Origin of the sequence: Streptomyces sp. NPDC101151 (assembly GCF_044768335.1) — a bacterium.
Taxonomy (GTDB): domain Bacteria; phylum Actinomycetota; class Actinomycetes; order Streptomycetales; family Streptomycetaceae; genus Streptomyces.
The window spans coordinates 223835-246968 of record NZ_JBIWPP010000007.1 but is presented as its reverse complement, the minus strand read 5'-3'; the positions used below and the strand labels follow the sequence as shown (position 1 = coordinate 246968).

The window sequence follows — 23134 nt, the reverse complement described above, 5'->3', positions numbered from 1 at the left end:
TCGGGAGACGGAACGATGACGACTCAGCCACCGCCGTACGGCAACCAGCTCCCGCACGTCCAACAGCCACCACCTCCACCGACGACCGTCCCGACGGGCTTCGGCCCACCGCCACCCCACTACGCCGACGCCTACGCGCCGGTCCCGTCACAACCATCCTCCAGCGGACCCGAGTTCATGGCGGTCGACCGCCACAACTCGATCGTGGTCGACACCGCAGGCGTGGCCTTCGAGGACCGCGGTCTGTCCATCGACATGTCCTGGCAGGAGATCCGCAGCGTCCACTACAAGGCGGCCCCGTCCGGCAAGGACCTGATGGTGGCGGTGGTCCTCCTGGACGGCAGGGTCTACGAGTGTGTGGTCGAGGCGAAGCCGCGAGCGCGGCTGGGGGAGTGGTTCGCCCAACTGGCCGCTGTGCTGGGCTTTTACCGGCCGGCGGGCTGGTAGGGCTCGGGCTCGTCTCCTCGGGCGATGTGGGCTCGGCCCGAAGCGGCGTGGTTCAAGAGCAGCTACAGCGGCGGCAACGACGGCGACTCCTGCGTCGAAACAGCGGCAACCCCCGGCACTGTCCACGTCCGCGACGCCAAGAACACCACCGGCCCTCGCCCGGCCTTCGCCCCGGCCGCCCGGGCGGCCTTCGTGCCGTACGCGTCCGGGAACTGACCGAAAGGCCGGAGCCCCCGGCCACGGCGCACCGCAGCCAGGGGCTCCCGCACAGCGCAGAGCGTGTCAGACGTTCACACCGAAGTCCTGGGCGATGCCGACCAGGCCCGAGGCGTAGCCCTGGCCCACCGCGCGGAACTTCCACTCCGCGCCGTTGCGGTACAGCTCACCGAAGACCATGGCCGTCTCGGTGGCGGCGTCCTCGGAGAGGTCGTAGCGGGCGATCTCGGCGCCGCCGGCCTGGTTGACGATGCGGATGTAGGCGTTGCGGACCTGGCCGAAGTTCTGGCCGCGGTTCTCGGCGTCGTAGATGGAGACGGGGAAGACGATCTTGTCGATGTCGGCCGGGAGGGCCGCGAGGCTGACGTTGATCGCCTCGTCGTCGCCGGCACCCTCACCCGTGCGGTTGTCGCCCGTGTGGACGATGGTGCTGTCCGGGGTCTGCTTGTTGTTGAAGAACACGAAGTGGGCGTCGGAGTAGACCTTGCCCTGCGTGTTGACCGCGATGGCCGAGGCGTCCAGGTCGAAGTCCGTGCCGGTGGTGGTGCGGACGTCCCAGCCGAGGCCCACGGTGACGGCGGTCAGGCCCGGAGCCTCCTTGGTGAGCGAGACGTTGCCACCCTTGGACAGGCTTACAGCCATGATTGGGAGTCCCTTCCCTTTTAGGTTTCTGTGCCGACGAAGCTACCGTCACCCCGAAGAACGTCGAGGGGGGTCCCGGTGGTTCCGGATGCCTTTACCTTTTTTACCGACGGCGAAAACAGGGTGACGTGAGGCGGGCCGGGCGGGGAACATGGGACGCATGTCCGGGCCCTACATCATCCGTGGTTCGGTCTCGCTTCCCGAGGCCGAGCTGACGTGGCGTTTCTCCAGGTCCTCGGGGCCCGGCGGGCAGCACGTGAACACCAGTGACTCGCAGGTGGAGCTTCGTTTCGACCTCGCACGCACCGAGGCGCTCCCCCCGGTGTGGAAGGAGCGGGCGCTGGAGCGGCTGGCCGGGCGGCTGGTCGACGGGGTCGTCGTCGTACGGTCCTCCGAGCACCGCTCCCAGTGGCGCAACCGCGAGACCGCCGCCGTGCGCCTCGCGGCCCTCCTCGCCGAGGCCACCGCACCCCCGCCCAAGCCCCGCAGACCGACCCGCATCCCGCGCGGCATCAACGAGCGCCGGCTGCGGGAGAAGAAGGCACGCTCGGACACGAAGCGGGGCCGCACGGGCCGGGACTGGGGGTAGTCGCCCGGCTGTCACATTCCCGCCCTCCGATCCGTCATCCCCATGACCGCATACGGAACGGGACGGAGAGGGCTGCCCGCCCATGACTGACAACGACTTTCTCGCCGAGCGCTTCGAGGCGCACCGGGGCCGCCTGCGTGCCGTCGCCCACCGCATGCTCGGGTCCACCGCCGAGGCCGAGGACGCCGTGCAGGAGGCGTGGTTCCGGCTCAGCCGGTCCGACGACCGGCAGGTGGAGAACCTCGGGGGCTGGCTCACCACGGTGGTCGGCCGGGTCTGCCTGGACATGCTCCGCTCCCGCCGCTCCCGTGCCGAGCAGCCACTGGACACCTGGCATCCGGCGCCGTCCGCCGCACCCGACCCCGCGCAGGACGCCCTGCTCGCCGACTCGGTCGGGGCGGCCCTGCTGGTCGTCCTCGACACGCTCACGCCGGCCGAGCGGCTCGCGTTCGTGCTGCACGACCTGTTCGCGGTGCCGTTCGAGGAGGTGGCCGGCGTCCTCGGCCGCAGTCCGGCGGCCACCCGGCAGCTGGCCAGCCGGGCCCGGCGGCGGGTGCGCGGCGCCGAGGCACCGGACGCCGGCCTGACCCGCCGGCGGGATGTCGTCGACGCGTTCCTGGCCGCCGCGCGGGACGGCGACTTCGACGGGCTGCTGGCCGTGCTCGACCCGGATGTGGTGGCCCGCAGCGAGGCCGGTGTGACCACCGGCGCGGCGGCGGTCGCCGCCGGTGCGACGCACTTCGCCCACCTGGCCGGGGTCGCCCGCCCCGCGCTGATCGACGGCTCGACCGGCCTGGTGGTGCCGGACGCCGACGGACGCCCCGAGCGGGCACTGGCCTTCACCTTCGTACGCGACCGGATCGCCGTGATCGAGATCGTGGCCGATCCGGTGCGGCTGGCCGCGCTGGCCGTCGAGCCCCTCTAGGTCCCTCCAGGGCATGATCCGCCGGACATGCCGGGGCCCTGTGGTCGAACTCCCGCCCGCCCTGCGCTCGTCTCCCCGTTCGCGCGCGAGCCGTTCGTCTGCGAGCCCCGGCGGAGGCGGAACTTCTCGGGGGCCGTCCGGGCCGGGTGCCAGGTGACGTACATCTTCCTGGTGCCCGGCGGCGGATTTCCGCGGCGGCGGAGTGGACGACCGGCCTGGCCGCGTGTTCCCGGCCGGGGCGGATACGGATGGCGAGAGCGGCTTCCTGATTCCCGGGTTTTATCTCTTCCGGACGCGAAGTCATCCGCGTGCATTAAGTGCCGCGTTCACGGCACGGCCACGGAATTCCGGAGCGCCGATTACCCCAACTGCCGGTATCGGCCCTGGAAATGGAGCAGCGGCCCGCCCTCGGCGCTCGGCACCCGCGCGGTCAGCACCCGGCCGATGACGAGCGTGTGGTCTCCGGCCGTCACCCGCTGCTCGGTGCGGCACTCCAGGGTGGCCAGCGCACCGCCCATGAGCGGGGCGCCGGTGGCCTCACCGCGGACGTAGGGGAGGTCCTCGAAGAGCAGGCGGTCGCTGATGCGGCCCTTCATGGCGAAGCGGCCGGCGATGTGACGCTGGCTCTCGGTGAGCACCGAGACGGCCCACAGCGGCTGCTCGTCGAGCAGGTCGTCCATGCGGGAGCCCTCGCGCAGGCTGACCAGGACCAGCGGCGGGTCCAGCGAGACGGACATGAAGGCGGTGGCGGTCATGCCGACGTCCTCGACGCCCGGCGCTGTCGGGTCGTCCGGGTCCAGCGGCGGCTCCTGCGCGGTCACCAGGACCACGCCCGCGGCCAGCCGGGACATCGCGGCCCGGAACTCGTCGTTGCTCACTCCCTCAGCATGCCTGGAAGCGGCTGGGGCGATGGGCGAGGAGATGTTCAGCACGCCGGAAACGCTAATCTCCGCACCATGGGCGCCACATCGGGCTATGGCCCGAGGCGGGTCCTAGGACCGGGGGACGACAGGGGGTCACGATGTGTGCATCATGTGCGCACACGACAAAGTCTGCGTTCGGTAAACGCACAGGGAAAACGCAGAAACTCCACTCAATTGTTCACGTTCCCCTGTGACTTGAGTCACAAGGGGCAGGAATTGTTGACCCTGTGTACCGAGTGGGCAGCGCGCTGTGATTCAGTGGCGGGGAACCTGAGAGCACCACAAGAAGCACCAGCGTAAGGAAGCGCCGAAGACAACCCTTGATTCGCTGCGAGGTCTCGGGGGGAGGGCGAGCATGGAGACCGAGTCGGAGCCGTATGTCCGCCTTGCGTCCCTGCGGCAGCTGCACCAGGTCATGGCCGACATGAACACGGCACGCAGCCTGGCGGACACACTGCAGACCGTCGCCGACGGCGTGGTGAACGCCCTCGGATACGAGATGGCGTGCGTCAACCTCGTGCGCCCCGACGGCGACCTCGTGGTCGCCGCGTTCTCCGGCAACTCCGCCGCCGAGGCCCTGATCACCGGCAGGGTCGGCTCCCGCGAGTCCTGGCTGCGGCGGCTGAGCATGGGCGAGCAGTGGGGCGACCTGGTGTTCATACCGCACACCGAGGGCTGGGTGCTGGACGACGACGACGTCCCCCAGTGGTACACCGACGGACCGGCGCCCCGCTTCGAGGACGAGTGGCACCCCTCCGACCGGCTCTTCGCGCCCATGTACACGCCCGGCGTGCAGGGCGGCTCCTCCGGCGAACTGCTCGGCGTCGTATCCGTCGACCGGCCGCGCAACGGCCGCCACCCCGGCGCCTGGGGCCGCGAGGCCCTGCAGATGTATGCCTTCCAGGCCGCCATCGCGATCAGCAACGCGCGTCTACGTGCAAATATGCAGCGCGCTCTGGTCCGCCTGGAGCGGGAGCAGCAGGCCCTGCGGGCCAGTGAGGAAAGCTTCAGGCAGGCCTTCGAGTACGCCCCCTCCGGCATGGCGATCGCCGAGATGGGCGGCGACCAGCACGGCCGGATCCTGCGCACCAACGACGCTCTGTGCCGCTTGCTGGGGCGCCCCGCCTCCGCGATGCGGCGCTACTCCTTCTCCGACCTCGTCCACCCCGAGGACATCGGCACGCTGCTCAGAACCTCCGCCGAGGGGGGCCGCGCGGAACTCCGCCTCGGCCGTCGCGACGGCAGCTACGTCTGGGCCAGCCTGCGCAACTCCGTCGTCGCCGACGCCGCCGACGGCCCCCGCTTCCTGCTTACCCACGTCGAGGAGATCGAGGAGCGCAAGCGCCGTGAGCTGCAGCTCGCCCACCGCGCCTCCCACGACTCCCTCACCGGCCTGCCGAACTCGGCCGAGCTGCGCTCCCGCCTGTCGGCCCGCATCTGCCAGCGCCCGGCTCACGCCGGGGCCGTGGAGTCCCTGGACGCGGCCTACGGGCACCCCGCCTTCGACGCCCCCACCGGCCACGGCTTCGACTTCCCGCCGGGCGCGGAGGGGTACGAGGGCTACGACCACCATGTGCACACCGTCGCCCCCGAGGAAGGCCGGGACGACGGCACCAAGGGCCTCGCGGTCCTCTTCTGCGACCTGGACGGCTTCAAGTCGATCAACGACCGCTTCGGTCACAACGCGGGTGACACCGTCCTCATCGAGGTCGCCCGCAGGCTCAGCAGGGGCGTGCGGGACGGGGACACGGTCGCCCGGCTCGGTGGCGACGAGTTCGTGATCCTCGCCGACGGCCTCGGCAAGGCCGACGCCCAGGACCTCGCCGTACGCCTGCGCAACGAGATCATCCAGCCGATCCGCGCCGAGGGCCGGGCCGTGCGGGTGGGCGCCAGTTTCGGCATCGGCTGGGCACACTGCGGCATGACGGCGGACGAAGTGTTGAAGTCCGCCGACGAGCGGATGTACGTAGAGAAACGATCTCGTCCCAAACAACACCGGCGCGCCGGATGATTCGCAGGTCAGTGAGTTGATGCGGTCTGAGTCACCCGTTTGGGGCAGCCAGAGCGGGTAGGCTCGCCATTCCAACCCGTACCGGATCCGCCCGCACCTGTTGAGGAGTACCAAGGGATGACGCCCGGCGACAACGGCGCGAGCACGCCCGAGGACGACGACCCGTTCGGCTACCTGTACGCCGACGGCCAGGCCAGAGGAGCCCAGCCGCCGTCCGGCGGTTACGGCTACCCGAACTCGGTCAACAGGGTGCGTACGGTCGGCGAGCGCCAGTACGGTCAGCAACAGCCCGGCTACGGCCAGCAGCCGACCGTCCCGCAGCAGCAGGGCACCTACGGCCAGCCCAGCGCCCACTACCAGGCCCCGGAGACGCTGCCCGGCGGCGCCCCGACCGGCCGGCAGCCCATGCCGCCTGCCACCGACCGCCGCGGCCCGAACACCAAGGGCCTGCTGATCGGAGCGATCGCGGTGGTCGCTGCGGTCGTCATCGGCATCAGCGTCGCGATCATCAACGGCAACTCGGACGACGACAAGTCCGGCAACCAGGCGGGCTCGACACCGACCCAGTCCCAGAGCCACGAACCGAGCCCGTCGGGCGGCAGTTCGGCGGACTCGGGGGAGCTGCCGAAGGCCGACGTCACGGACAGCTCCGTGCAGCTGTCGGGCGGTGTCTCGGCAGCCTCGGACGTCAAGGGTGCCAAGTCCTCGGACGGCAAGTACGTGACGGGGCTGAATCAGGTCGGCGCCTCGATCACCTGGAGTGTTGACGGCATTCCGACGGACGGCAAGTACAGCCTCTACGTCGGCTACAGCGTGCCGGGCAAGGACGGCACCGCCTCCCTCACGGTCAACGGCACGCCTTCCACGAATCCGGTCAAGTTGAAGAACTGGTCGCATGCCGACGCCGGCAACTACGAGAGGGGCTGGACGAAGACGTACAACTACATCCAGCTCAAGAAGGGCCACAACACCCTCTCCATCTCCTGCGGGCAGGGAGACCAGTGCGACGCCCTCGTCGACCGGCTGTGGCTGGTGAAGGGCTGGGTCGGCAGCTGATCGACTGAACGCCAACACCGCCGCCTCCCAGGAGACGGCGGTATGTAATCCGCTGGCTTGTCAGTGCCAGTCGGTGCAGGAATTCAGGAGGCCGGCGCCCTCAGATCTGAGAGCTGGTCACGCAGCGGTTTGGTCACCGGTCACCGCGACCCGCCCCACCAGCTCCTCGTAAGCCGCCCGGTCGAACTCCCCCGCCACAGGCGCCCGTACCGTCGCCGTCGACAGGGCGACCGCGTGGGCCAGGCGGTCCGGCCATGGGAGCCGCTCCACCAGTCCCGACAGCAGGCCCGCGACCGCCGAGTCGCCCGCACCCGTCGGGTTGCCGTGGACGCGGGCGGGAGGGGTGGCGTGCCAGCGGCCCTCGGGGGTCGCGGCGAGCAGGCCCTCCGCGCCGAGGGAGGCGATCACCGCGTGGGCGCCACGGCGGCGGGCGTCCTGCGTGGCGCGCAATGGATCGTGCGAGCCGGTGAGTTCGGCCAGTTCGTCGGCGTTCGGCTTGATGATGTCGGGGCGGGCCGCGACCCCACGGCGCAGGGGCTCGCCGCTGGTGTCCAGGAGGACGGGGACGCCGAGAGCGCGGGCCGTTCGGATCAGGCCCGCGTACGCGCCGACCGGTACGCCCGGCGGGAGGCTGCCGGAGAGGGCCACCGCCGCGGCAGCGGGCAGGAGTTCTTCGTACCGGTCCAGGAAGTCGCCCCATTCGGCGGGGGAGATCTGCGGGCCCGGTTCGTTCAGCTGGGTCGTGTCGCCGGAGAGTTCGTCCACGACCGCGATCGTGCGCCGGGTGGCTCCGGCGACCGGGACCAGCGCATCCGTCATCCCCGGGGCGTCCGCGAGGCGTTCGTGCAGCACCCGTCCGGTCGCGCCTCCCGCGAACCCCGTGACCGTCACCGCGTGCCCGAGGGCGGCCAGCACCCGGGCCACGTTCACACCCTTGCCGCCCGGTCGCTCGATGACGTCCGAGACGCGGTGCGAGGTGTGCGGCCGCAGGGTCCGTACGCGGTAGGTGATGTCGAGAGCGGTGTTCAGTGTGACCGTGAGGATCACCCGGGCCGACCTCCCTCGAAGTCTCTGTGCCATCGGTTTCCGGGGCCCCGATCATGCCAAAGAGACGGCGGCCGGCCCAGTGCGAGGACCGGCCGCCGTCCGGCGAAGGGGGGTACGGATCAGGGCAGTTGGGGCGTGACCACCCATTCGCCCCGCCGCATCACGCCCTTGAGGTCGAAGTTCGCGTCCAGCAGGACCAGGTCGGCGTCCTTGCCGGGCTCCAAGGAGCCGATGCGGTCGAAGAGGCCGAGCAGGCGGGCCGGGTTCGCCGACAACGCCGTCACGGCGTCCTCCACCGACAGCTTGTCGATGGTCACCGCCCGCTTGAACGCGCGGTCCAGGGTGAGTGTGGAGCCCGCGATCGAGCCGCCCTCCACCAGACGGGCCACGCCCTCGCTGACCTCGACCTCCAGCGGGCCGAGCATGTAGCGGCCGTCGCCGATGCCGGCCGCGTCCATCGCGTCGGTGATGAACGCGACCCGGGAGGCGCCCGCGTGGTGGAACGCCAGCTCGAGGGCGGCGGGGTGCAGGTGCGTGCCGTCGTTGATCAGCTCGACCGTGACCCGCTCGTCCTCCAGCAGGGCGGCGATCGGGCCGGGGGAGCGATGGCCGAGAGCGGGCATGGCGTTGAAGAGGTGGGTGGCGACCGTGGCGCCCGCGTCGATGGCCTCGACCGTCTGCTCGTAGGTGGCGTCCGTGTGCCCGATCGCCGCGATCACGCCGTTTTCGGCGAGCAGCCGTACGGAGTCGATGCCGCCCGGCAGCTCGGCGGCGAGGGTGACCATCGTGGCCCTGCCGCGCCCCGCGTCGATCAGCTTGCGGACCTCGGCCGGGTCCGGATCGCGCAGCAGCTCCTCGGAGTGCGCGCCCTTGCGGCACGGGGAGATGAACGGCCCCTCGAAGTGGATACCGGCGATGTCGCCCTGCTCGGCCAGCTCGCTCAGCAGCCCCGCCTGCCGCACCAGCAGGTCCATCTCGTCGGTGACGGTGGAGGCGACCAGCGTGGTGGTGCCGTGCAGCCGGTGGGTGCGGATGGCCTTCAGCACGTCTGCCGGCGTTCCCGAGAAGGAGGCTCCGCCACCGCCGTGGTTGTGGATGTCCACGAAGCCGGGGACCACCCAGTGATCGCGTACGTCGATGACCTCGGCGTCCGCGGGAGCGACGCCCGTGACCGAGGTGGCCTCGGTGTCCGCCGCGGCGGCCGCCGTGATCTTCGTGCCCTCCACGACCACGCGCCCGTCGTCCACCGCCCCGGTGGGCAGCACCACCCGAGCACCTGCGAGAACCAAGCTGGGAGCCATCAGGCGGTTACCTCCGTAGGGTCGGTGGAGTCGAGGAGATCCCGGGCGAGGAGTCCCGCGCCCAGGCAGCCGGCGGTGTCGCCGAGAGCGGCGGGGACGATGGACGGCAGTTTCTGGAAGGTGACCCGCCGGCGGACGGCGTCCCGCAGCGGTTGGAACAACACTTCCCCCGCCTCGGCCAGGCCGCCACCGATGATCAGCGTGCGCGGGTCCAGCAGGGTGAGTGCGGTGACCAGCCCGTCGGCGAGCGCGTCCATCGCCTCCTGCCAGACCCGGACGGCGTTCGGGTCACCGGACGCGACGGCTTTCGCACAGTCGGCCGCGTCCGCGTCCGGGTCCCCGCAGGCCGCCGCCCACGCCTCGCTGACGGCGGCCGCGGAGGCGTACCGCTCCAGGCAGCCGCGCTGCCCGCACGGGCACGGCGTCCCTCCGGGCCGTACGACGACATGGCCGATCTCGCCGGCGAAACCGTGCGCACCCGCCTCCACCCGCCCGTCCACGCCGATGGCTCCGGCGATACCGGTGCCCAGCGGCACGAACAGGAACCGGTCGGCGCCGCGGCCCGCGCCGATCCGGCCCTCGGCGAGCCCGCCGGTGCGCACGTCGTGGCCGAGCGCCACGGGTACCCCGAGCCGGTCGGCGAGCAGGGCGCGCAGGGGTACGTCCCGCCAGCCGAGATTGGCCGCGTAGACGGCGATGCCGTGCTCCTCGTCGACGATGCCGGGGACCGCGAGGCCGGCCGCGGCGGCCGGTTCGCCGTAGCGCTCCGTGCCGTACGCGCGCAATTCGTCGGCGAAGCCGAGGATGGTCTCGACGACCGCCTCGGGTCCGCGCTCGCGGCCGGTGGCCCGGCGGGCACGGTGCAGCAGCGCGCCGTCGTCGCCGACGAGCGCGGCCTTCATCCCGGTACCGCCCACGTCCAGGGCGATGACATGTCTCACGGGGGACAGTGTGACCCCCGGACCCACAAGAGGTCTAGTCCACTCACGTGGTGTAGACCTTATGTGTCCACATATTGAACGGTCAGACAGCAGGGTTGGGGCTTTGACGGTGCGTCGGCGTACGGCAGGAACGATCGCGGTGGTGTCCGCACTGGGCATGACGGCGGTCCTCGGCGGCTGCGGGAGCACGGGGTCCTCCGATGTGACCCTCAGACTGGTTGCCGCCGACTACGGCGATTCCACGTCCAACAGCTCGAAGAAGTACTGGGACAAGCTGGCCGACGCGTACGAGTCCAAGCACTCCGGCGTGAAGGTCGAGGTCAGCGTCTACTCCTGGAACGACGTGGACCGCAAGGTCAAGGAGATGGTCGACGCCGGACACGCCCCCGACCTGGCCCAGATCGGCGCCTACGCCGACTACGCGGCCGCGGGCAAGCTGTACCAGGCCTCCGACCTGCTCTCGATACGCACCCAGGCCGACTTCCTCTCCCAGCTCGCCGACGCGGGCCAGTGGAAGCACGTGCAGTACGGCATCCCGTTCGCCGGCTCCACCCGGGTGCTCTTCTACAACAAGACCCTCTTCGCCAAGGCCGGCATCACCCCGCCCACCACCTGGACCGAGCTGGCCGCCGACGCCAAGGCGCTCAAGGACAAGGGTGTGAAGTACCCCTACGCCCTGCCGCTCGGCCCCGAGGAGGCCCAGGCCGAGACGATGCAGTGGCTGCTGAGCGGCGGCAACGGCACCGGCTACACCGACGACATCGGCACCTACACGATCGACTCGGCGCAGAACGTACAGACCTTCACCTGGCTCAAGGACGAGCTGGTCGGCAAGGGCCTGACCGGGCCCGTCGCGCCCGGCAGGCTCAACCGCGCGGACGCCTTCGCCGCCTTCGCCGACGGCCAGGTCGGCATGCTCAACGGGCATCCCACGCTGATCCAGCAGGCCAGGAAGAAGGGCGTGGAGTTCGGGATGATCCCGATGCCGGGCCGCACCGGCAAGGCCAAGGCCTCGATGGGCGTCGCCGACTGGATGATGGGCTTCCGGCAAAGCGGGCACGCCCGGCAGATCGGAGACTTCCTCGACTTCGTCTACCAGGAGAAGAACGTCCTCGCCTTCTCCCGCGAGTACGGGCTGCTCCCGGTCACCGGCTCCGCGTCCAACGCCATGACGGAGTCGGGCTCGGCCCCGGACAAGGACCTGCACCCCTTCCTCGACCAGCTCCCGACCTCCGAGCTGTACCCCGTCGGCAAGACCTCCTGGGCGGCGGTCAGCGTGGCCGTGAAGAAGGACATCGGCCAGGCGGTCGCGCCCAGCGGCAGCCCCGCCGGCGTCCTGACCCGCCTCCAGGCGACGGCGACGGCGGCGGACAGCAGCGATGTGAACTGAGCCGGTTGTCGGTGCCCGGCGTTACGGTTGCGCCCATGGAACTGGGCAGCCGCGAAAAGGCCATTCTCGCGCTGGAGCGCCGGGGCTTTCCCGGCCCCGGCGCGAAGGAACGGGCGATACGCGAGGAACTGGGCCTGGCCCCGGTGCGCTACTACCACCTGCTCAACGCGCTGCTGGACGACGAGAGGGCGCTCGCGCTGGATCCGGTCACGGTGAATCGCCTGCGCCGGGTGCGGGAGGCGCGCAGGGCGGAGCGCTGAGGCCGGCCGAATCGGGCGCTGGGCGCACGAGACGGCGGGGCCCGGGAGCGGAACTCCAGGAGTGACCAGGGCCCGCGCTGGATAGTGTCGCTGTATGGACCTTCTGCCGACCCCGCTGACCCAGCCCGGCCGGGACGGACTGGCGGCGCTGCTGGCGAAACCCCGCACCGCTGTCATCGGCCTCGACTTCGACGGCACGCTGGCCCCGATAGTCGCCGACCCCGAGCAGGCCCGCGCCCACCCCGACGCCGTACCCGCGCTCGCCCGGCTCGCCCCCGAGGTGGCCTCCGTCGCCGTGATCACCGGCAGGCCCGCCGGGGTCGCCGTACGGCACGGCGGCTTCGCGGGCGTGTCCGGCCTGGAGCACCTCGTCGTCCTCGGCCACTACGGCGCCGAGCGCTGGGACGCCGCGACCGGCACCGTCACCGCGCCCCCACCCCATCCCGGCGTGGCCGCGGTCCGCGCCGAACTGCCGGGCCTGCTGGACCGCGTCGGCGCCTGGCACGGCACGTGGATCGAGGAGAAGGGGCGTGCCGTCGCCGTCCACACCCGCCGTGCCGACGACCCCCAGGCCGCCTTCGAGGCCCTGCGCGAACCCCTCGCCGACCTCGCCACCCGGCACGGCCTGATCGTCGAGCCCGGCCGGCTGGTTCTCGAACTCCGCCCGCCCGGTATGGACAAGGGCGTCGTCCTGCTCGACCACGTCCGCTCCGTCGGAGCCGAGTCCGTCCTCTACGCGGGCGACGACCTCGGCGACCTCCCCGCCTACGCGGCCGTCGACAAACTCCGCTCCGACGGCATCCCCGGCCTCCTGGTCTGCAGCGGCAGCGCCGAGGTCACGGAACTGGCGGAACGAGCGGATGTGGTGGTCGACGGCCCGGAGGGAGTCGTGGCGCTGCTCCGCGCGCTGGCAGCACACATGTCCTGAGCACGGCCGGGCCGGGTGCCCGGCCGTCACCCGTCCAGTGCGCCCAGCTGATCCAGGAACCACTGAGCGGGCGGCAGCGCGGTGGCGGCGGCGGCCAGCCTCTTGGACCGCTCCGCCCGCTCGCCCGCCGGCCGACTCAGTGCCTCGTGCAACGCCCCGGCCGTCCCGCCGATGTCGTACGGGTTCACCACGATCGCGTCCTCGCCCAGCTCCTCGTACGCCCCGGCCTCCCGCGACAGCACCAGCGCGCAGCCCTCGTCGGAGACGACCGGCACCTCCTTGGCGACCAGGTTCATGCCGTCCCGGATCGGGTTGACCAGCGCCACGTCCGCGAGCCGGTACGCGGCGAGCGAGCGGGCGAAGTCGTCCTTGACGTGCAGTACGACGGGGGTCCAGCCCGGTGTGGCGTAGGCGGAGTTGATCTCGTCCGCCACCCGCTGCACCTCGGCCGTGTAGGCGCGGTAGACGGCGAGATCCTGCCGGGACGGGTAGGCGAAGGCCACGTGGACGACCCGTTCGCGCCATTCGGGGTGGTCCTCCAGCAGCTGCCGGTAGGCCAGCAGGCCGCGCACGATGTTCTTGGACAGCTCGGTACGGTCCACCCGGACGATCGCCCGGCGCCCCTCGCCGATCTCCGCCCGCAGCGCGGCCATCCGTTCGTCCACGTCCGGCCGGTGCGCCCGCTCCCGCAGGAAGTCCGCGTCGGCCCCCAGCCCGTGCACCCCGATCCGGGTCCCGGAGGGAATGCCGGGGCCCAGCACCGCGTGACAGCAGTCGACGAACGCGTCCGCCCACCGCTGGGTCAGGAACGCCGCCCGGTCCGCGCCCAGGATGCCGGTCAGCAACTCGGCCGCGATGTCGTCGGGCAGCAGGCGGAAGTAGTCCGGCGGGGCCCACGGGGTGTGCGAGAAGTGGCCGATGCGCAGGTCGGGGCGGAGCTGCCGGAGCATCCGGGGCGCGAGCGCCAGGTGGTAGTCCTGGATCAGCACCGCAGCGCCCTCGGCCGCCTCCTGGGCCAGCGCCTTGGCGAAGGCGCGGTTGTACGCCTCGTACGACGCCCACTGACGCCGGAACTCCGCGTCGAACACCGGCTCCAGCGGGGTCTGGTAGAGCATGTGGTGGACGAACCACAGCACCGAGTTGGCGATGCCGTTGTACGCGTCGGCGTGCACGTCGGCGTCGATGCCGAGCATCCGCACCCGCTGCCCGCCGGTCTCCTCGGCCGGCAGCAGCCCCTCGCCCGCGCGCCGCACCGCCTCCCGGTCGCCCTCGCCCAGCGCGGCGCACACCCACACCGCGTTGCTGTCCGGCCCGATGGCCGACAGACCCGAGACCAGCCCGCCGCCGCCCCGTTTGGCGAACAGCGAGCCGTTCTCGCGCACCTCGTACGAAACCGGGCCGCGATTGGACGCGACCAGCACCTCAGCACCGTGGGTGGAAGCCATACGCCTCAACCTAGCCCGGCCCGGAAACGCTCAAACGTACGGTCTGCCCCGGAAGGGGGCTGTATACAGCCGTTCTCGTGCGCCCCTCACGCCACCCGGCGCGCCGCGTACTCCGCGATCTCCGCCATCGGCGGCCGCTCCTCGGTGTCCACCGAGTAGGTGCGCGGCTCGAACCCTTCCGCGCCCCGCTCGAACTGGGTCAGGGAGGGCCGTACGAGGTGTCCGCGGGCGAGCCGGAGCTGCGCCGTGCGGTAGATCGCCGCGGCCATGCGGCCCAGCGCCTGCCCGTCCTGGTGGCGGTGCTTGCGCACCCCCACGTCCACCTGGGCCAGCGCGTCCAGGCCGACGAGGTGCAGGGAGTCGACCAGCATGCCCAGCTCGACGCCGTAACCGACCGGGAACGGAAGCTGCTCCAGCAGCGAGCGGCGGGCCGCGTACTCGCCGCCCAGCGGCTGTACGAATCCGGCCAGCTGCGGCCAGTGCATGTTCAGCAGCGGGCGGGCCATGAGTTCCGTGACCCGGCCGCCCTGTCCCGCCGCGCCGGCGAGCGGACGGTCGTACATCGCCTTGACCAGATCGACGCCCGGTTCGGTGAGCAGCGGGCCGACGATCCCGGAGACGAAGTCGGAGGAGAAGTCCTTCAGGTCGGCGTCGATGAAACAGACGACGTCCCCGCTGGTCACCAGCAGGGAGCGCCACAGCACCTCGCCCTTGCCGGGGACGGCCGGGAGGCGCGGGAGGATGTCGTCGCGGTGGACGACCCGGGCGCCCGCGGCGCCGGCGACCTGCGCGGTGCGGTCGGTGGAACCGGAGTCGACGACGACGATCTCGTCGACCAGCGGGACCTGCTGCATGAGGTCGTGACGGATGACCGCGACGATGTCGCCGACCGTCTCCTCCTCGTTCAGCGCGGGCAGGACGACGGAGACGGACTGGCCCGTGCGCTGCTTGGCGGCCAGTATCCGGTGCAGGGGACGATCGGCCACGGACCAGGAGCGGGTGGCCAGCCAGCGCTCGACTTCTTCCAGCACGGTCTGCGGCTCCTCACTGTCGTGATCACTCGGTGTGACCTTGTGATCCATCTCGCGGTTCGGACGACTATCTCAACTGTCCTGGCCTTCGGTTACAGTCTTGAACAACGCCGATGACCATCGCATGTCGTGACTCAAGAGCGTTTACAACCACATACAGCTCATCCAGAGGGGCAGAGGGACACGGCCCGATGAAGCCCCGGCAACCCTCCAGTCGGTTCTCGTTCTCCAGCGAGGCTCCCGGCTAGGGAAGGTGCCAAATCCGTCTCACGGCGAGATGCGTCGTGAGGAAGATGAGGAGAAAGGGCCTCGCCTCCATGGCTGTGCAGACAGTTGCAAGCACCAGCAATCCCACCGTAGACCTCGGTCCTGCCGCCGCCCTCAGCTGTCGCGAATGCGGTCACCGGGTACCCCTCGGACCCGTGTTCGCCTGCGAGGAGTGTTTCGGCCCGCTGGAGATCGCCTACGACTTCTCCGCGTACGAAACCGAAGAGCTGCGTAAGCGCATCGAGGACGGCCCGGCGAACATCTGGCGGTACGCGCCGCTGCTGCCCGTCCCCGCCGACGTGGCCGACAAGCCGAACATCAACCCGGGCTGGACCAAGCTCGTCAAGGCCGACAACCTGGCGCGCGAGCTGGGCGTCACCGGCGGGCTGTACGTGAAGGACGACTCCGGCAACCCGACGCACTCCTTCAAGGACCGGGTGGTGGCCCAGGCGCTGGAGGCCGCGCGCGCCTTCGGCTTCACCACGCTCTCCTGCTCCTCGACCGGCAACCTGGCCGGAGCCGTCGGCGCCGCCGCGGCCCGTGCCGGCTTCCGCTCCTGCGTGTTCATCCCGCACGACCTGGAGCAGGGCAAGGTCGTCATGGCCGCGGTCTACGGCGGCGAGCTGATCGGCATCGAGGGCAACTACGACGACGTGAACCGTTTCTGCTCCGAGCTGATCGGTGACCCGGCCGGCGAGGGCTGGGGCTTCGTCAACGTCAACCTGCGGCCGTACTACGCGGAGGGCTCGAAGACCCTCGCGTACGAGATCTGCGAGCAGCTCGGCTGGCGGCTCCCGGACCAGATCGTGGTCCCGATCGCCTCCGGCTCCCAGCTCACGAAGATCGACAAGGGTCTGCAGGAGCTGATCAAGCTCGGTCTGGTCGAGGACCGGCCGTACAAGATCTTCGGCGCGCAGGCCGAGGGCTGCTCGCCGGTGTCCACCGCCTTCAAGGCCGGACACGAGGTGGTCCGCCCGCAGAAGCCGAACACGATCGCCAAGTCCCTCGCCATCGGCAACCCGGCAGACGGGCCCTACGTCCTGGACATCGCGCGCCGCACCGGCGGTGCGGTGGAGGACGTGACCGACGAGCAGGTGGTGGACGCGATCAAGCTGCTGGCCCGCACCGAGGGCATCTTCGCCGAGACGGCGGGCGGGGTGACCGTCGGCGTGACGAAGAAGCTGGTCGAGAACGGCGTCCTGGACCCGTCGCTCACCACGGTCGTCCTCAACACCGGCGACGGCCTCAAGACCCTCGACGCGGTGGCCGGCACCGGCCTCACCGCCACCATCCGCCCGACCCTGGACTCCTTCCGAGAGGCTGGCCTCGCATGAGCGTGACCGTTCGCATCCCCACCATCCTGCGCACCTACACCGGCGGCCGGGCCGAGGTCGCCGCCGAGGGCGCGACCCTTTCCGAGGTCATCGAGGACCTGGAGAAGAAGCACACCGGGATCGCCGCCCGGGTGCTGGACGACCAGGGCAAGCTGCGCCGCTTCGTCAACGTGTACGTCAACGACGACGACGTCCGCTTCGAGCAGGGCCTGGAAACCGCGACCCCGGACGGTGCCGGTGTCTCCATCATTCCTGCCGTCGCCGGCGGATGACCGAATGACCGATCATTACCTTCGGTAACCCCGGTTACCGATTGTTCATCGGATTGCCCCCTCCGTGAGAGAAGCGGAGGGGGCAATTCAGTGTGATTGAGCGCGGTACAGTTGGGGAACGCGTTCCGGATCTGCGGGTCGCAGGCCCCGGAATCATGCCGTACGCCCCGACAAGAAGTAGCCAAAGTGGGCGGGTCATATGCGGCCTATGCTCCCTTTATGGGGCCCGACTTGCCCTGAATTCGGACGAATTCTCGCCAGATTCCGGACCGGGCTCGTCCAGAATTCTCGTCCGATTGACCTGTTGCAGACGGCAGTTGGACAGATACATTCAGCCGCGGTCGACGCGTTCCGGCGCACGCCCCCGACCAATGGGGGGTGAGGTCTGACCCGGGTCCGCGAAGTGTGGATCTGTGCAAGGGCCAGTAATAGGGGAGTTAGGCATGGCTCAGGGCACCGTCAAGTGGTTCAACGCGGAGAAGGGGTACGGCTTCATCGCGGTCGACGGTGGTGCGGATGTTTTCGTCCACTACAGCGCGATCCAGATGGACGGTTACCGCACCCTGGAAGAGGGGCAGCGGGTCGATTTCGAGATCTCGCAGGGCCAGAAGGGTCCGCAGGCGGACATGGTCCGACTGGCGACCAGCTGACGCACGCGTCGACTGACAGCGACGTTCTTCTGTTCATCTTCGAAGGGCCCGTGCCTCCCGGGGTACGGGCCCTTCGGTCTGCCCCGGTACGGGGAGCGCCGCCCACCTGCGGATCCTCCCGAGGCGCTTGCGCCCGCCCGTCGCCCGACCGCCACCCCTCAAGGGGTCCGCTTCGCGGGTGCTTCTTGCACTCGGACGGGGCGAGTGCTAATCATTGGCGTTAGCACTCTGAAGGTGAGAGTGACAAAGAAGGACCGGGTCGGTGAGGCCCGCAGGCCAGGTGGGGCAAGGAACCACAGGTCGGCGAGCCGTCCGTCGCGGGCGCGGGCGCGGTCCGAAGGAATCACCCCCAGTCCTGGAGGGACCACTTCACATGGCCAAGATCATCGCGTTCGACGAGGAGGCGCGGCGCGGCCTCGAGCGCGGCATGAACCAGCTCGCGGACGCCGTGAAGGTGACGCTCGGCCCCAAGGGCCGCAACGTCGTCCTCGAGAAGAAGTGGGGCGCCCCCACGATCACCAACGACGGTGTCTCCATCGCCAAGGAGATCGAGCTCGAGGACCCGTACGAGAAGATCGGCGCCGAGCTGGTCAAGGAAGTCGCCAAGAAGACGGACGACGTCGCCGGTGACGGTACGACCACCGCGACCGTGCTCGCCCAGGCCCTGGTCAAGGAGGGTCTGCGCAACGTCGCCGCGGGTGCCAACCCGATGGCTCTGAAGCGCGGTATCGAGAAGGCCGTCGAGGCCGTCTCCGCCGCCCTGCTGGAGCAGGCCAAGGACGTCGAGACCAAGGAGCAGATCGCTTCCACGGCCTCCATCTCCGCCGCCGACACCCAGATCGGCGAGCTGATCGCCGAGGCCATGGACAAGGTCGGCAAGGAAGGCGTCATCACCGTCGAGGAGAGCAACACCTTCGGTCTGGAGCTCGAGCTCACCGAGGGCATGCGCTTCGACAAGGGCTACATCTCCGCCTACTTCGCGACCGACATGGAGCGCATGGAGGCGTCGCTCGAGGACCCGTACATCCTCATCGCCAACTCCAAGATCGGCTCCGTCAAGGACCTGCTCCCGCTCCTGGAGAAGGTCATGCAGTCGGGCAAGCCGCTGCTGATCATCGCCGAGGACGTCGAGGGCGAGGCCCTGTCGACCCTGGTCGTCAACAAGATCCGCGGCACCTTCAAGTCCGTCGCCGTCAAGGCCCCGGGCTTCGGCGACCGCCGCAAGGCCATGCTCGGCGACATCGCCATCCTCACGGGCGGCGAGGTCATCTCCGAGGAGGTCGGCCTCAAGCTGGAGAACGCGACCCTGGACCTCCTGGGCCGCGCCCGCAAGGTCGTCATCACCAAGGACGAGACCACCATCGTCGACGGTGCCGGCTCCTCGGAGCAGGTGGGCGGCCGGGTCAACCAGATCCGCGCCGAGATCGAGAACAGCGACTCGGACTACGACCGCGAGAAGCTGCAGGAGCGCCTGGCGAAGCTCGCCGGCGGTGTCGCGGTCATCAAGGCCGGTGCCGCCACCGAGGTGGAGCTCAAGGAGCGCAAGCACCGCATCGAGGACGCCGTCCGCAACGCGAAGGCCGCCGTCGAGGAGGGCATCGTCGCCGGTGGTGGCGTGGCTCTGCTGCAGGCTTCCTCGGTCTTCGAGAAGCTGGACCTGCAGGGTGACGAGGCGACCGGCGCCAACGCCGTGAAGCTCGCGCTGGAGGCCCCGCTGAAGCAGATCGCCGTCAACGGTGGTCTCGAGGGCGGCGTCGTCGTGGAGAAGGTGCGCAACCTGGCCGTCGGTCACGGTCTGAACGCCGCCACCGGCGAGTACGTCGACATGATCGCCGAGGGCATCATCGACCCGGCGAAGGTGACCCGCTCTGCCCTGCAGAACGCCGCCTCCATCGCCGCGCTGTTCCTCACCACCGAGGCCGTCATCGCCGACAAGCCGGAGAAGGCCGCCGCGGCCGCTCCGGGCGGCATGCCGGGCGGTGACATGGACTTCTGATCGACCTGACGGTTGATCGCCTGTCCTACGGACCGAGGGCGGTGCTTCCAGCTTCTGGCTGGGGGTGCCGCCCTCGGGCGTGTTCAGTCGGCGTACTCCTTGAGCTCCGAAGTGTCGAGGGTGAGGCCGACGGGGTCGGGGACCTCCACAGGGGAACCCCAGGAGTGAGAGACGATGCCGTCTTTGGGCTCGCTGTAGACAACGACGGTGCTGTTGTCGCGGGTTGGTCAGGCGCGGAGCGCTTGCCGTAACCCGGATTGGCCATCGGGTGCGGGGTCGCGTGCGCGGGCAGGGGGGCAGCACCAAGCTTGGCATCAGCCATGGGATCGACTGCTTTCGATCTCGTTGGTCAAGCCCCCGCAGGTGTTGGTAGCGCCTGGTGGGGGCTGTTCGTTATGCGGGCACGCTAGGCGATCGTAACTGTGCGTGGCAAACCGAATGCGTCACGTCAACTCGCCGGGTGGGAGGGTGGGTTGAGGCCCTCCACCCATTCCTTGAAAACAGGTCTCGGGGCTCGACGCCCGAGGCTCAAGCGCCGAGGCGTCTGAGGTTTTCGATGAAGGCCGACCAGGCGTCCGGCCGGAACACGAGCTTCGGGCCGTGAGGGGCCTTGGAGTCGCGGACAGGGACGAGGGTGGAGTGGCCGTCGGCTACTTCGAGGCAGTTTCCTCCTTCGCCGCCGCTGTAGCTGGACTTGCGCCAGGTGGTTGTGTCCAGGACGTGCTCAGAGCTGATCTTCATGGGCGTAATCCTCTGCCGCTGACTCGATCAGGGCCAGGGATTCCCGAGGTGAGAGGGCGCTGGCCCGGAGTAAATCGTAGGTCAGTTCGTGGCGCGCGACGGTGGGCGGGTCGTCCTCAAGCCGCCCCATGCTCGGGCCTTCGATGAAGGCGAGTGGTGGGGCGCCGTCGAAGGCCATGAGCGTCAGGGCGCCCGTCATGGCCGCGTGCGCCCCCGCGCTGAAGGGCAGCACCTGCACGATGATCCGGTGTTGCCGGACCAGCGTCGTCACATGCCGCAGGGCCTCCGCCATAACTGCCGTCCCACCTGTCGCGCGACGCACGACGGCCTCGTCAAGCACTGCCCACAACAGGGGCTTTGTTGGATCGTCGAGGATGCGGGCTCGCTCCAGCCGGGCCCCCAACAGCTCGTCGATGACGTCCTCGGTTGCCGTTGGCCGATACGCGCGGAAGACGGCCCGTGCGTATTCGCGCGTCTGAAGCAATCCCGGAATCAGCAAGGGGGCGTACTCCTTGATGGCCGATGCGACTGCCTCAGCCTCCGCCGCCTCCGCGAAGTGGTCCGGATACTTCGACCTGGCTACCGCCTTGCAGTTCCGCGCGAAGAAGTCCTCCGTCCCCAGGACTTCGTCCAGTGTCCGCGCGTACTCCATCTGCATCCGCCGCGTCCCCGCCTCCAGCTGCCCGATGAACGACCCGCTCACGAACAACCGATGGCCCAGCTCCTCCTGGCTCATCCCGGCCTTCTCGCGTGCGTGTCGCAGCTCCGCACCCAGCAGGGCCCTGGGCGATGACGACGGGTCGAGGTCCTTAGGTCCTGCCATGGCAACTCCCGATCTGACAGCAGGGGTTGTTGGGACGCCGTGACTAGCCAGGTTAGGGCGCCGATGCCCACGCTGTGTAGCGAACGCGAACACCCACCGTGAAGGGACTGGCGCAATGGAGACGAAGGAATCGGCGGCGGACGAGCGGCCCGCCCGGTCCGCGGAGGAGGCCGTCGAGCGGCTGCGTGCGGCCCTGCATGACGTAGGGATCGTCCTGCCCTCGCTGCGGATCGACCCGGTGACCGGCGCCCACGGCCACCCGTACGCCCTGGTCGATCTGGGCCGCTGCAACCTGGGCGTGGCCTCGCGGCTGGCGGCGGCGCTGCGGCGGTCGGGCGGGGGCGTGTGAACGGGGAGATCGGGACGTACGCGGTGGACGTGCGGACCGGGCGTATCGGTGAGGTCATGGCGCGCGTAGGGGGTTATGTGCAGCTACGGCCCATCGGCGGTGGGCGGGAATGGGACTGCCCGCCGGACGGGCTGGGGGAGGTGGAGGTGGCGCCGGACGAGGTGTTGCGGGAAGGGGGCGGCGCCTGAACCGGGACGCCTGCTCGCGCCCAACGGCCGAGCTGCCCTGATGTCCCGGGTGTGTCCGGGATCACTGGACGGTGCGTCCCCGGTCGGAATGAGGAGAGGGGGTGGGTCGTTGCTTGAGGAGGTGCAACAATGCGCGTGCACATACCAGCCGGTCAACCGAGTCACCCACCAGGAGCCCCCACGTGACCGTCACGACGCCCCCCGCCTCCCGCGCGGCCCAGATCCTCTCCCGTCCGATCTCCATCAACGGGCTCACCGTGCCCAACCGGATCGCGATGGCGCCGATGACCCGGATGTTCTCCCCGGGCGGCGTCCCGGGCGAGGACGTGCTGTCGTACTACGCGCGCCGCGCCGCCGCCGGTGTCGGTCTCATCGTCACCGAGGGGACGTACGTCGGGCACGACTCGGCCGGGCAGAGCGACCGTGTGCCCCGGTTCCACGGCGAGGAGCAGCTGGCGGGCTGGGCGAAGGTCGCCGCGGCGGTGCACGAGGCGGGCGGCACGATCGTGCCCCAGCTGTGGCACATAGGCATGGTCCGCAAGCAGGGCGAGCCGCCGTTCGCGGACGCTCCCGCGGTCGGCCCGTCCGGCGTGGTCACCGAGGGCGCCGAGCCCACCGGCAAGGCCATGACCCAGCAGGACCTGGACGACGTCATCGAGGCGTTCGCCCAGGCCGCGGCCGACGCCGAGCGCATCGGCTTCGACGGTGTCGAGCTGCACGGCGCCCACGGCTACCTGCTCGACCAGTTCCTGTGGGCGGGCACCAACCGCCGCGCGGACGTGTACGGCGGCGACCCGGTGGCCCGCACCAAGTTCTCGGCGGAGATCGTCGCGGCGGTCCGCGAGCGCGTGTCCCCCGACTTCCCGGTCCTCTTCCGCTACTCGCAGTGGAAGCAGCAGGACTACAGTGCCCGGCTCGCCGAGACCCCCGAGGAGCTGGAGGCGATCCTCGCCCCGCTGGCCGCCGCCGGCGTCGACGCCTTCCACGCCTCCACCCGCCGCTACTGGCTGCCCGAGTTCGAGGGCTCCGACCTGAACCTCGCGGGCTGGACGAAGAAGTTCACCGGAAAGCCGGTCATCAGCGTCGGCTCGGTCGGCCTCGACGGAGACTTCATCGGCGCCTTCCAGGGCGAGGGCTCCCCGGTCAAGGGCATCGACAACCTGCTGGACCGGCTGGAGGCCGAGGAGTTCGACATGGTCGCCGTAGGCCGCGCGCTGCTCCAGGACCCGGAGTGGGCGGCGAAGGTGCTCGGCGACCGCTTCGACGAGCTGAAGCCGTACGACGCGGCCGCGCTGAAGACCCTCAGCTGAGCCGGTCCCTTTTCCCGGCCGCCGGGCACTCGTGATCGTTCCCGTCCGTTCC

Annotated in this window: 25 protein-coding genes and 1 riboswitch; of the genes, 16 read left to right on the top strand and 9 right to left on the bottom strand. The window is 70.2% G+C overall.

What is annotated here, in order from left to right; genetic code table 11:
- Positions 1-15: 15 nt before the first annotated feature.
- Together ACIRU3_RS16360 and ACIRU3_RS16355 are read left to right on the top strand one after the other, a co-directional pair.
- On the top strand, positions 16-447 hold the full coding sequence (locus tag ACIRU3_RS16360; protein ID WP_404056675.1) for a hypothetical protein: 432 nt from the start codon (positions 16-18) through the stop codon (positions 445-447).
- Between the two features lie 24 nt (positions 448-471).
- Positions 472-663, top strand: a complete 192-nt coding sequence (locus tag ACIRU3_RS16355) for a DUF397 domain-containing protein (RefSeq protein ID WP_404056673.1) — start codon at positions 472-474, stop codon at positions 661-663.
- A 66-nt stretch (positions 664-729) separates the two neighbouring features.
- On the opposite strand, the gene ACIRU3_RS16350 is transcribed toward ACIRU3_RS16355, so the two are convergent.
- A complete protein-coding gene (locus ACIRU3_RS16350; RefSeq protein ID WP_404056671.1) occupies positions 730-1305 on the bottom strand; it encodes a TerD family protein in 576 nt (191 codons plus the stop codon).
- Positions 1306-1465: 160 nt separating this feature from the next.
- On the opposite strand from ACIRU3_RS16350, the gene arfB reads away from it, so the two are divergent.
- Positions 1466-1894, top strand: coding sequence for an alternative ribosome rescue aminoacyl-tRNA hydrolase ArfB (gene arfB, locus ACIRU3_RS16345; RefSeq protein ID WP_404056669.1), 429 nt, complete (start codon positions 1466-1468; stop codon positions 1892-1894).
- Positions 1895-1976: 82 nt separating this feature from the next.
- Positions 1977-2819, top strand: coding sequence for a sigma-70 family RNA polymerase sigma factor (locus ACIRU3_RS16340; protein ID WP_404056667.1), 843 nt, complete (start codon positions 1977-1979; stop codon positions 2817-2819).
- Positions 2820-3178: 359 nt separating this feature from the next.
- Here the strand turns inward: ACIRU3_RS16340 and ACIRU3_RS16335 are convergent, their stop codons facing one another.
- Positions 3179-3697 carry a flavin reductase family protein gene (locus ACIRU3_RS16335; protein WP_404056665.1) on the bottom strand — a complete coding sequence of 173 codons (519 nt, stop codon included), beginning with the start codon at positions 3695-3697 and terminating at the stop codon, positions 3179-3181.
- A gap of 400 nt (positions 3698-4097) precedes the next feature.
- Here ACIRU3_RS16335 and cdgB point away from each other — a divergent pair, with 400 nt between their 5' ends.
- Entirely contained in the window at positions 4098-5753 is a 1656-nt protein-coding gene (gene cdgB, locus ACIRU3_RS16330; RefSeq protein WP_404056663.1) for a diguanylate cyclase CdgB, read from the top strand.
- 117 nt (positions 5754-5870) lie between these two features.
- Complete coding sequence (locus ACIRU3_RS16325) at positions 5871-6809, top strand: carbohydrate-binding protein (RefSeq protein ID WP_404056661.1); 939 nt, start codon at positions 5871-5873, stop codon at positions 6807-6809.
- 117 nt (positions 6810-6926) lie between these two features.
- Here ACIRU3_RS16325 and ACIRU3_RS16320 read toward each other — a convergent pair whose 3' ends face one another.
- From ACIRU3_RS16320 to ACIRU3_RS16310, 3 genes are all read right to left on the bottom strand, one after another.
- A complete protein-coding gene (locus ACIRU3_RS16320) occupies positions 6927-7856 on the bottom strand; it encodes a 1-phosphofructokinase family hexose kinase (RefSeq protein ID WP_404056659.1) in 930 nt (309 codons plus the stop codon).
- Between the two features lie 119 nt (positions 7857-7975).
- Complete coding sequence (nagA, locus tag ACIRU3_RS16315; protein WP_404056657.1) at positions 7976-9157, bottom strand: N-acetylglucosamine-6-phosphate deacetylase; 1182 nt, start codon at positions 9155-9157, stop codon at positions 7976-7978.
- A complete protein-coding gene (locus ACIRU3_RS16310; protein ID WP_404056655.1) occupies positions 9157-10098 on the bottom strand; it encodes an ROK family protein in 942 nt (313 codons plus the stop codon). The genes nagA and ACIRU3_RS16310 overlap by 1 nt, the downstream gene beginning before the upstream one ends.
- Positions 10099-10237: 139 nt before the next feature.
- On the opposite strand from ACIRU3_RS16310, the gene ACIRU3_RS16305 reads away from it, so the two are divergent.
- The 3 genes from ACIRU3_RS16305 to otsB all read left to right on the top strand — a co-directional run bounded on the left by ACIRU3_RS16305 (position 10238) and on the right by otsB (position 12676).
- Positions 10238-11488: an extracellular solute-binding protein gene (locus ACIRU3_RS16305; RefSeq protein ID WP_404056653.1), complete on the top strand. Its 1251-nt coding sequence runs from the start codon at positions 10238-10240 to the stop codon at positions 11486-11488.
- A gap of 35 nt (positions 11489-11523) precedes the next feature.
- A complete protein-coding gene (locus tag ACIRU3_RS16300) occupies positions 11524-11748 on the top strand; it encodes a DUF3263 domain-containing protein (RefSeq protein WP_404056651.1) in 225 nt (74 codons plus the stop codon).
- Between the two features lie 94 nt (positions 11749-11842).
- The gene (gene otsB, locus ACIRU3_RS16295; protein WP_404056649.1) at positions 11843-12676 is read left to right on the top strand and encodes a trehalose-phosphatase; all 834 of its coding nucleotides are present in this window, start codon (positions 11843-11845) and stop codon (positions 12674-12676) included.
- A gap of 26 nt (positions 12677-12702) precedes the next feature.
- On the opposite strand, the gene ACIRU3_RS16290 is transcribed toward otsB, so the two are convergent.
- Both ACIRU3_RS16290 and ACIRU3_RS16285 read right to left on the bottom strand, forming a co-directional pair.
- Positions 12703-14121 (bottom strand): trehalose-6-phosphate synthase, encoded by a 1419-nt coding sequence (locus ACIRU3_RS16290; protein ID WP_404056647.1) that lies wholly within the window; start codon positions 14119-14121, stop codon positions 12703-12705.
- An 86-nt stretch (positions 14122-14207) separates the two neighbouring features.
- Complete coding sequence (locus ACIRU3_RS16285; RefSeq protein ID WP_404056924.1) at positions 14208-15152, bottom strand: glucosyl-3-phosphoglycerate synthase; 945 nt, start codon at positions 15150-15152, stop codon at positions 14208-14210.
- 158 nt (positions 15153-15310) lie between these two features.
- Positions 15311-15452: riboswitch (SAM riboswitch) on the top strand.
- Between the two features lie 17 nt (positions 15453-15469).
- Between ACIRU3_RS16285 and thrC the strand changes: the two genes are divergently transcribed.
- The 4 genes from thrC (at position 15470) to groL (ending at position 19671) form a co-directional block, all read left to right on the top strand.
- Positions 15470-16753 (top strand): threonine synthase, encoded by a 1284-nt coding sequence (gene thrC / locus ACIRU3_RS16280; protein WP_404056645.1) that lies wholly within the window; start codon positions 15470-15472, stop codon positions 16751-16753.
- Complete coding sequence (locus ACIRU3_RS16275) at positions 16750-17025, top strand: ubiquitin-like small modifier protein 1 (protein ID WP_404056643.1); 276 nt, start codon at positions 16750-16752, stop codon at positions 17023-17025. Before thrC ends, ACIRU3_RS16275 begins: the two co-directional genes overlap by 4 nt.
- 443 nt (positions 17026-17468) lie before the next feature.
- Positions 17469-17675 carry a cold-shock protein gene (locus tag ACIRU3_RS16270; RefSeq protein ID WP_019057200.1) on the top strand — a complete coding sequence of 69 codons (207 nt, stop codon included), beginning with the start codon at positions 17469-17471 and terminating at the stop codon, positions 17673-17675.
- A gap of 373 nt (positions 17676-18048) precedes the next feature.
- Positions 18049-19671: a chaperonin GroEL gene (groL, locus tag ACIRU3_RS16265; RefSeq protein WP_404056641.1), complete on the top strand. Its 1623-nt coding sequence runs from the start codon at positions 18049-18051 to the stop codon at positions 19669-19671.
- A 528-nt stretch (positions 19672-20199) separates the two neighbouring features.
- Here the strand turns inward: groL and ACIRU3_RS16260 are convergent.
- Entirely contained in the window at positions 20200-20412 is a 213-nt protein-coding gene (locus tag ACIRU3_RS16260; protein ID WP_404056639.1) for a DUF397 domain-containing protein, read from the bottom strand.
- A complete protein-coding gene (locus ACIRU3_RS16255) occupies positions 20396-21235 on the bottom strand; it encodes a Scr1 family TA system antitoxin-like transcriptional regulator (protein WP_404056637.1) in 840 nt (279 codons plus the stop codon). Before ACIRU3_RS16255 ends, ACIRU3_RS16260 begins: the two co-directional genes overlap by 17 nt.
- A gap of 115 nt (positions 21236-21350) precedes the next feature.
- Here ACIRU3_RS16255 and ACIRU3_RS16250 point away from each other — a divergent pair, with 115 nt between their 5' ends.
- The 3 genes from ACIRU3_RS16250 to ACIRU3_RS16240 all read left to right on the top strand — a co-directional run bounded on the left by ACIRU3_RS16250 (position 21351) and on the right by ACIRU3_RS16240 (position 23082).
- Positions 21351-21584, top strand: a complete 234-nt coding sequence (locus ACIRU3_RS16250) for a hypothetical protein (RefSeq protein WP_404056635.1) — start codon at positions 21351-21353, stop codon at positions 21582-21584.
- Entirely contained in the window at positions 21581-21772 is a 192-nt protein-coding gene (locus tag ACIRU3_RS16245; protein ID WP_404056942.1) for a hypothetical protein, read from the top strand. The genes ACIRU3_RS16250 and ACIRU3_RS16245 overlap by 4 nt, the downstream gene beginning before the upstream one ends.
- Positions 21773-21954: 182 nt before the next feature.
- Positions 21955-23082, top strand: coding sequence for an NADH:flavin oxidoreductase (locus ACIRU3_RS16240; protein WP_404056633.1), 1128 nt, complete (start codon positions 21955-21957; stop codon positions 23080-23082).
- Positions 23083-23134: the final 52 nt, after the last annotated feature.

Bases quoted from the DNA above. Each gene is read 5' to 3' on its own strand.
- ACIRU3_RS16360 (WP_404056675.1), top strand. From the start codon at position 16: ATGACGACTCAGCCACCGCCGTACGGCAACCAGCTCCCGCACGTCCAA.
- ACIRU3_RS16355 (WP_404056673.1), top strand. From the start codon at position 472: ATGTGGGCTCGGCCCGAAGCGGCGTGGTTCAAGAGCAGCTACAGCGGC.
- ACIRU3_RS16350 (WP_404056671.1), bottom strand. From the start codon at position 1,305: ATGGCTGTAAGCCTGTCCAAGGGTGGCAACGTCTCGCTCACCAAGGAG.
- arfB (WP_404056669.1), top strand. From the start codon at position 1,466: ATGTCCGGGCCCTACATCATCCGTGGTTCGGTCTCGCTTCCCGAGGCC.
- ACIRU3_RS16340 (WP_404056667.1), top strand. From the start codon at position 1,977: ATGACTGACAACGACTTTCTCGCCGAGCGCTTCGAGGCGCACCGGGGC.
- cdgB (WP_404056663.1), top strand. From the start codon at position 4,098: ATGGAGACCGAGTCGGAGCCGTATGTCCGCCTTGCGTCCCTGCGGCAG.
- ACIRU3_RS16325 (WP_404056661.1), top strand. From the start codon at position 5,871: ATGACGCCCGGCGACAACGGCGCGAGCACGCCCGAGGACGACGACCCG.
- nagA (WP_404056657.1), bottom strand. From the start codon at position 9,157: ATGGCTCCCAGCTTGGTTCTCGCAGGTGCTCGGGTGGTGCTGCCCACC.
- ACIRU3_RS16300 (WP_404056651.1), top strand. From the start codon at position 11,524: ATGGAACTGGGCAGCCGCGAAAAGGCCATTCTCGCGCTGGAGCGCCGG.
- otsB (WP_404056649.1), top strand. From the start codon at position 11,843: ATGGACCTTCTGCCGACCCCGCTGACCCAGCCCGGCCGGGACGGACTG.
- ACIRU3_RS16290 (WP_404056647.1), bottom strand. From the start codon at position 14,121: ATGGCTTCCACCCACGGTGCTGAGGTGCTGGTCGCGTCCAATCGCGGC.
- thrC (WP_404056645.1), top strand. From the start codon at position 15,470: ATGGCTGTGCAGACAGTTGCAAGCACCAGCAATCCCACCGTAGACCTC.
- ACIRU3_RS16275 (WP_404056643.1), top strand. From the start codon at position 16,750: ATGAGCGTGACCGTTCGCATCCCCACCATCCTGCGCACCTACACCGGC.
- ACIRU3_RS16270 (WP_019057200.1), top strand. From the start codon at position 17,469: ATGGCTCAGGGCACCGTCAAGTGGTTCAACGCGGAGAAGGGGTACGGC.
- groL (WP_404056641.1), top strand. From the start codon at position 18,049: ATGGCCAAGATCATCGCGTTCGACGAGGAGGCGCGGCGCGGCCTCGAG.
- ACIRU3_RS16260 (WP_404056639.1), bottom strand. From the start codon at position 20,412: ATGAAGATCAGCTCTGAGCACGTCCTGGACACAACCACCTGGCGCAAG.
- ACIRU3_RS16255 (WP_404056637.1), bottom strand. From the start codon at position 21,235: ATGGCAGGACCTAAGGACCTCGACCCGTCGTCATCGCCCAGGGCCCTG.
- ACIRU3_RS16250 (WP_404056635.1), top strand. From the start codon at position 21,351: ATGGAGACGAAGGAATCGGCGGCGGACGAGCGGCCCGCCCGGTCCGCG.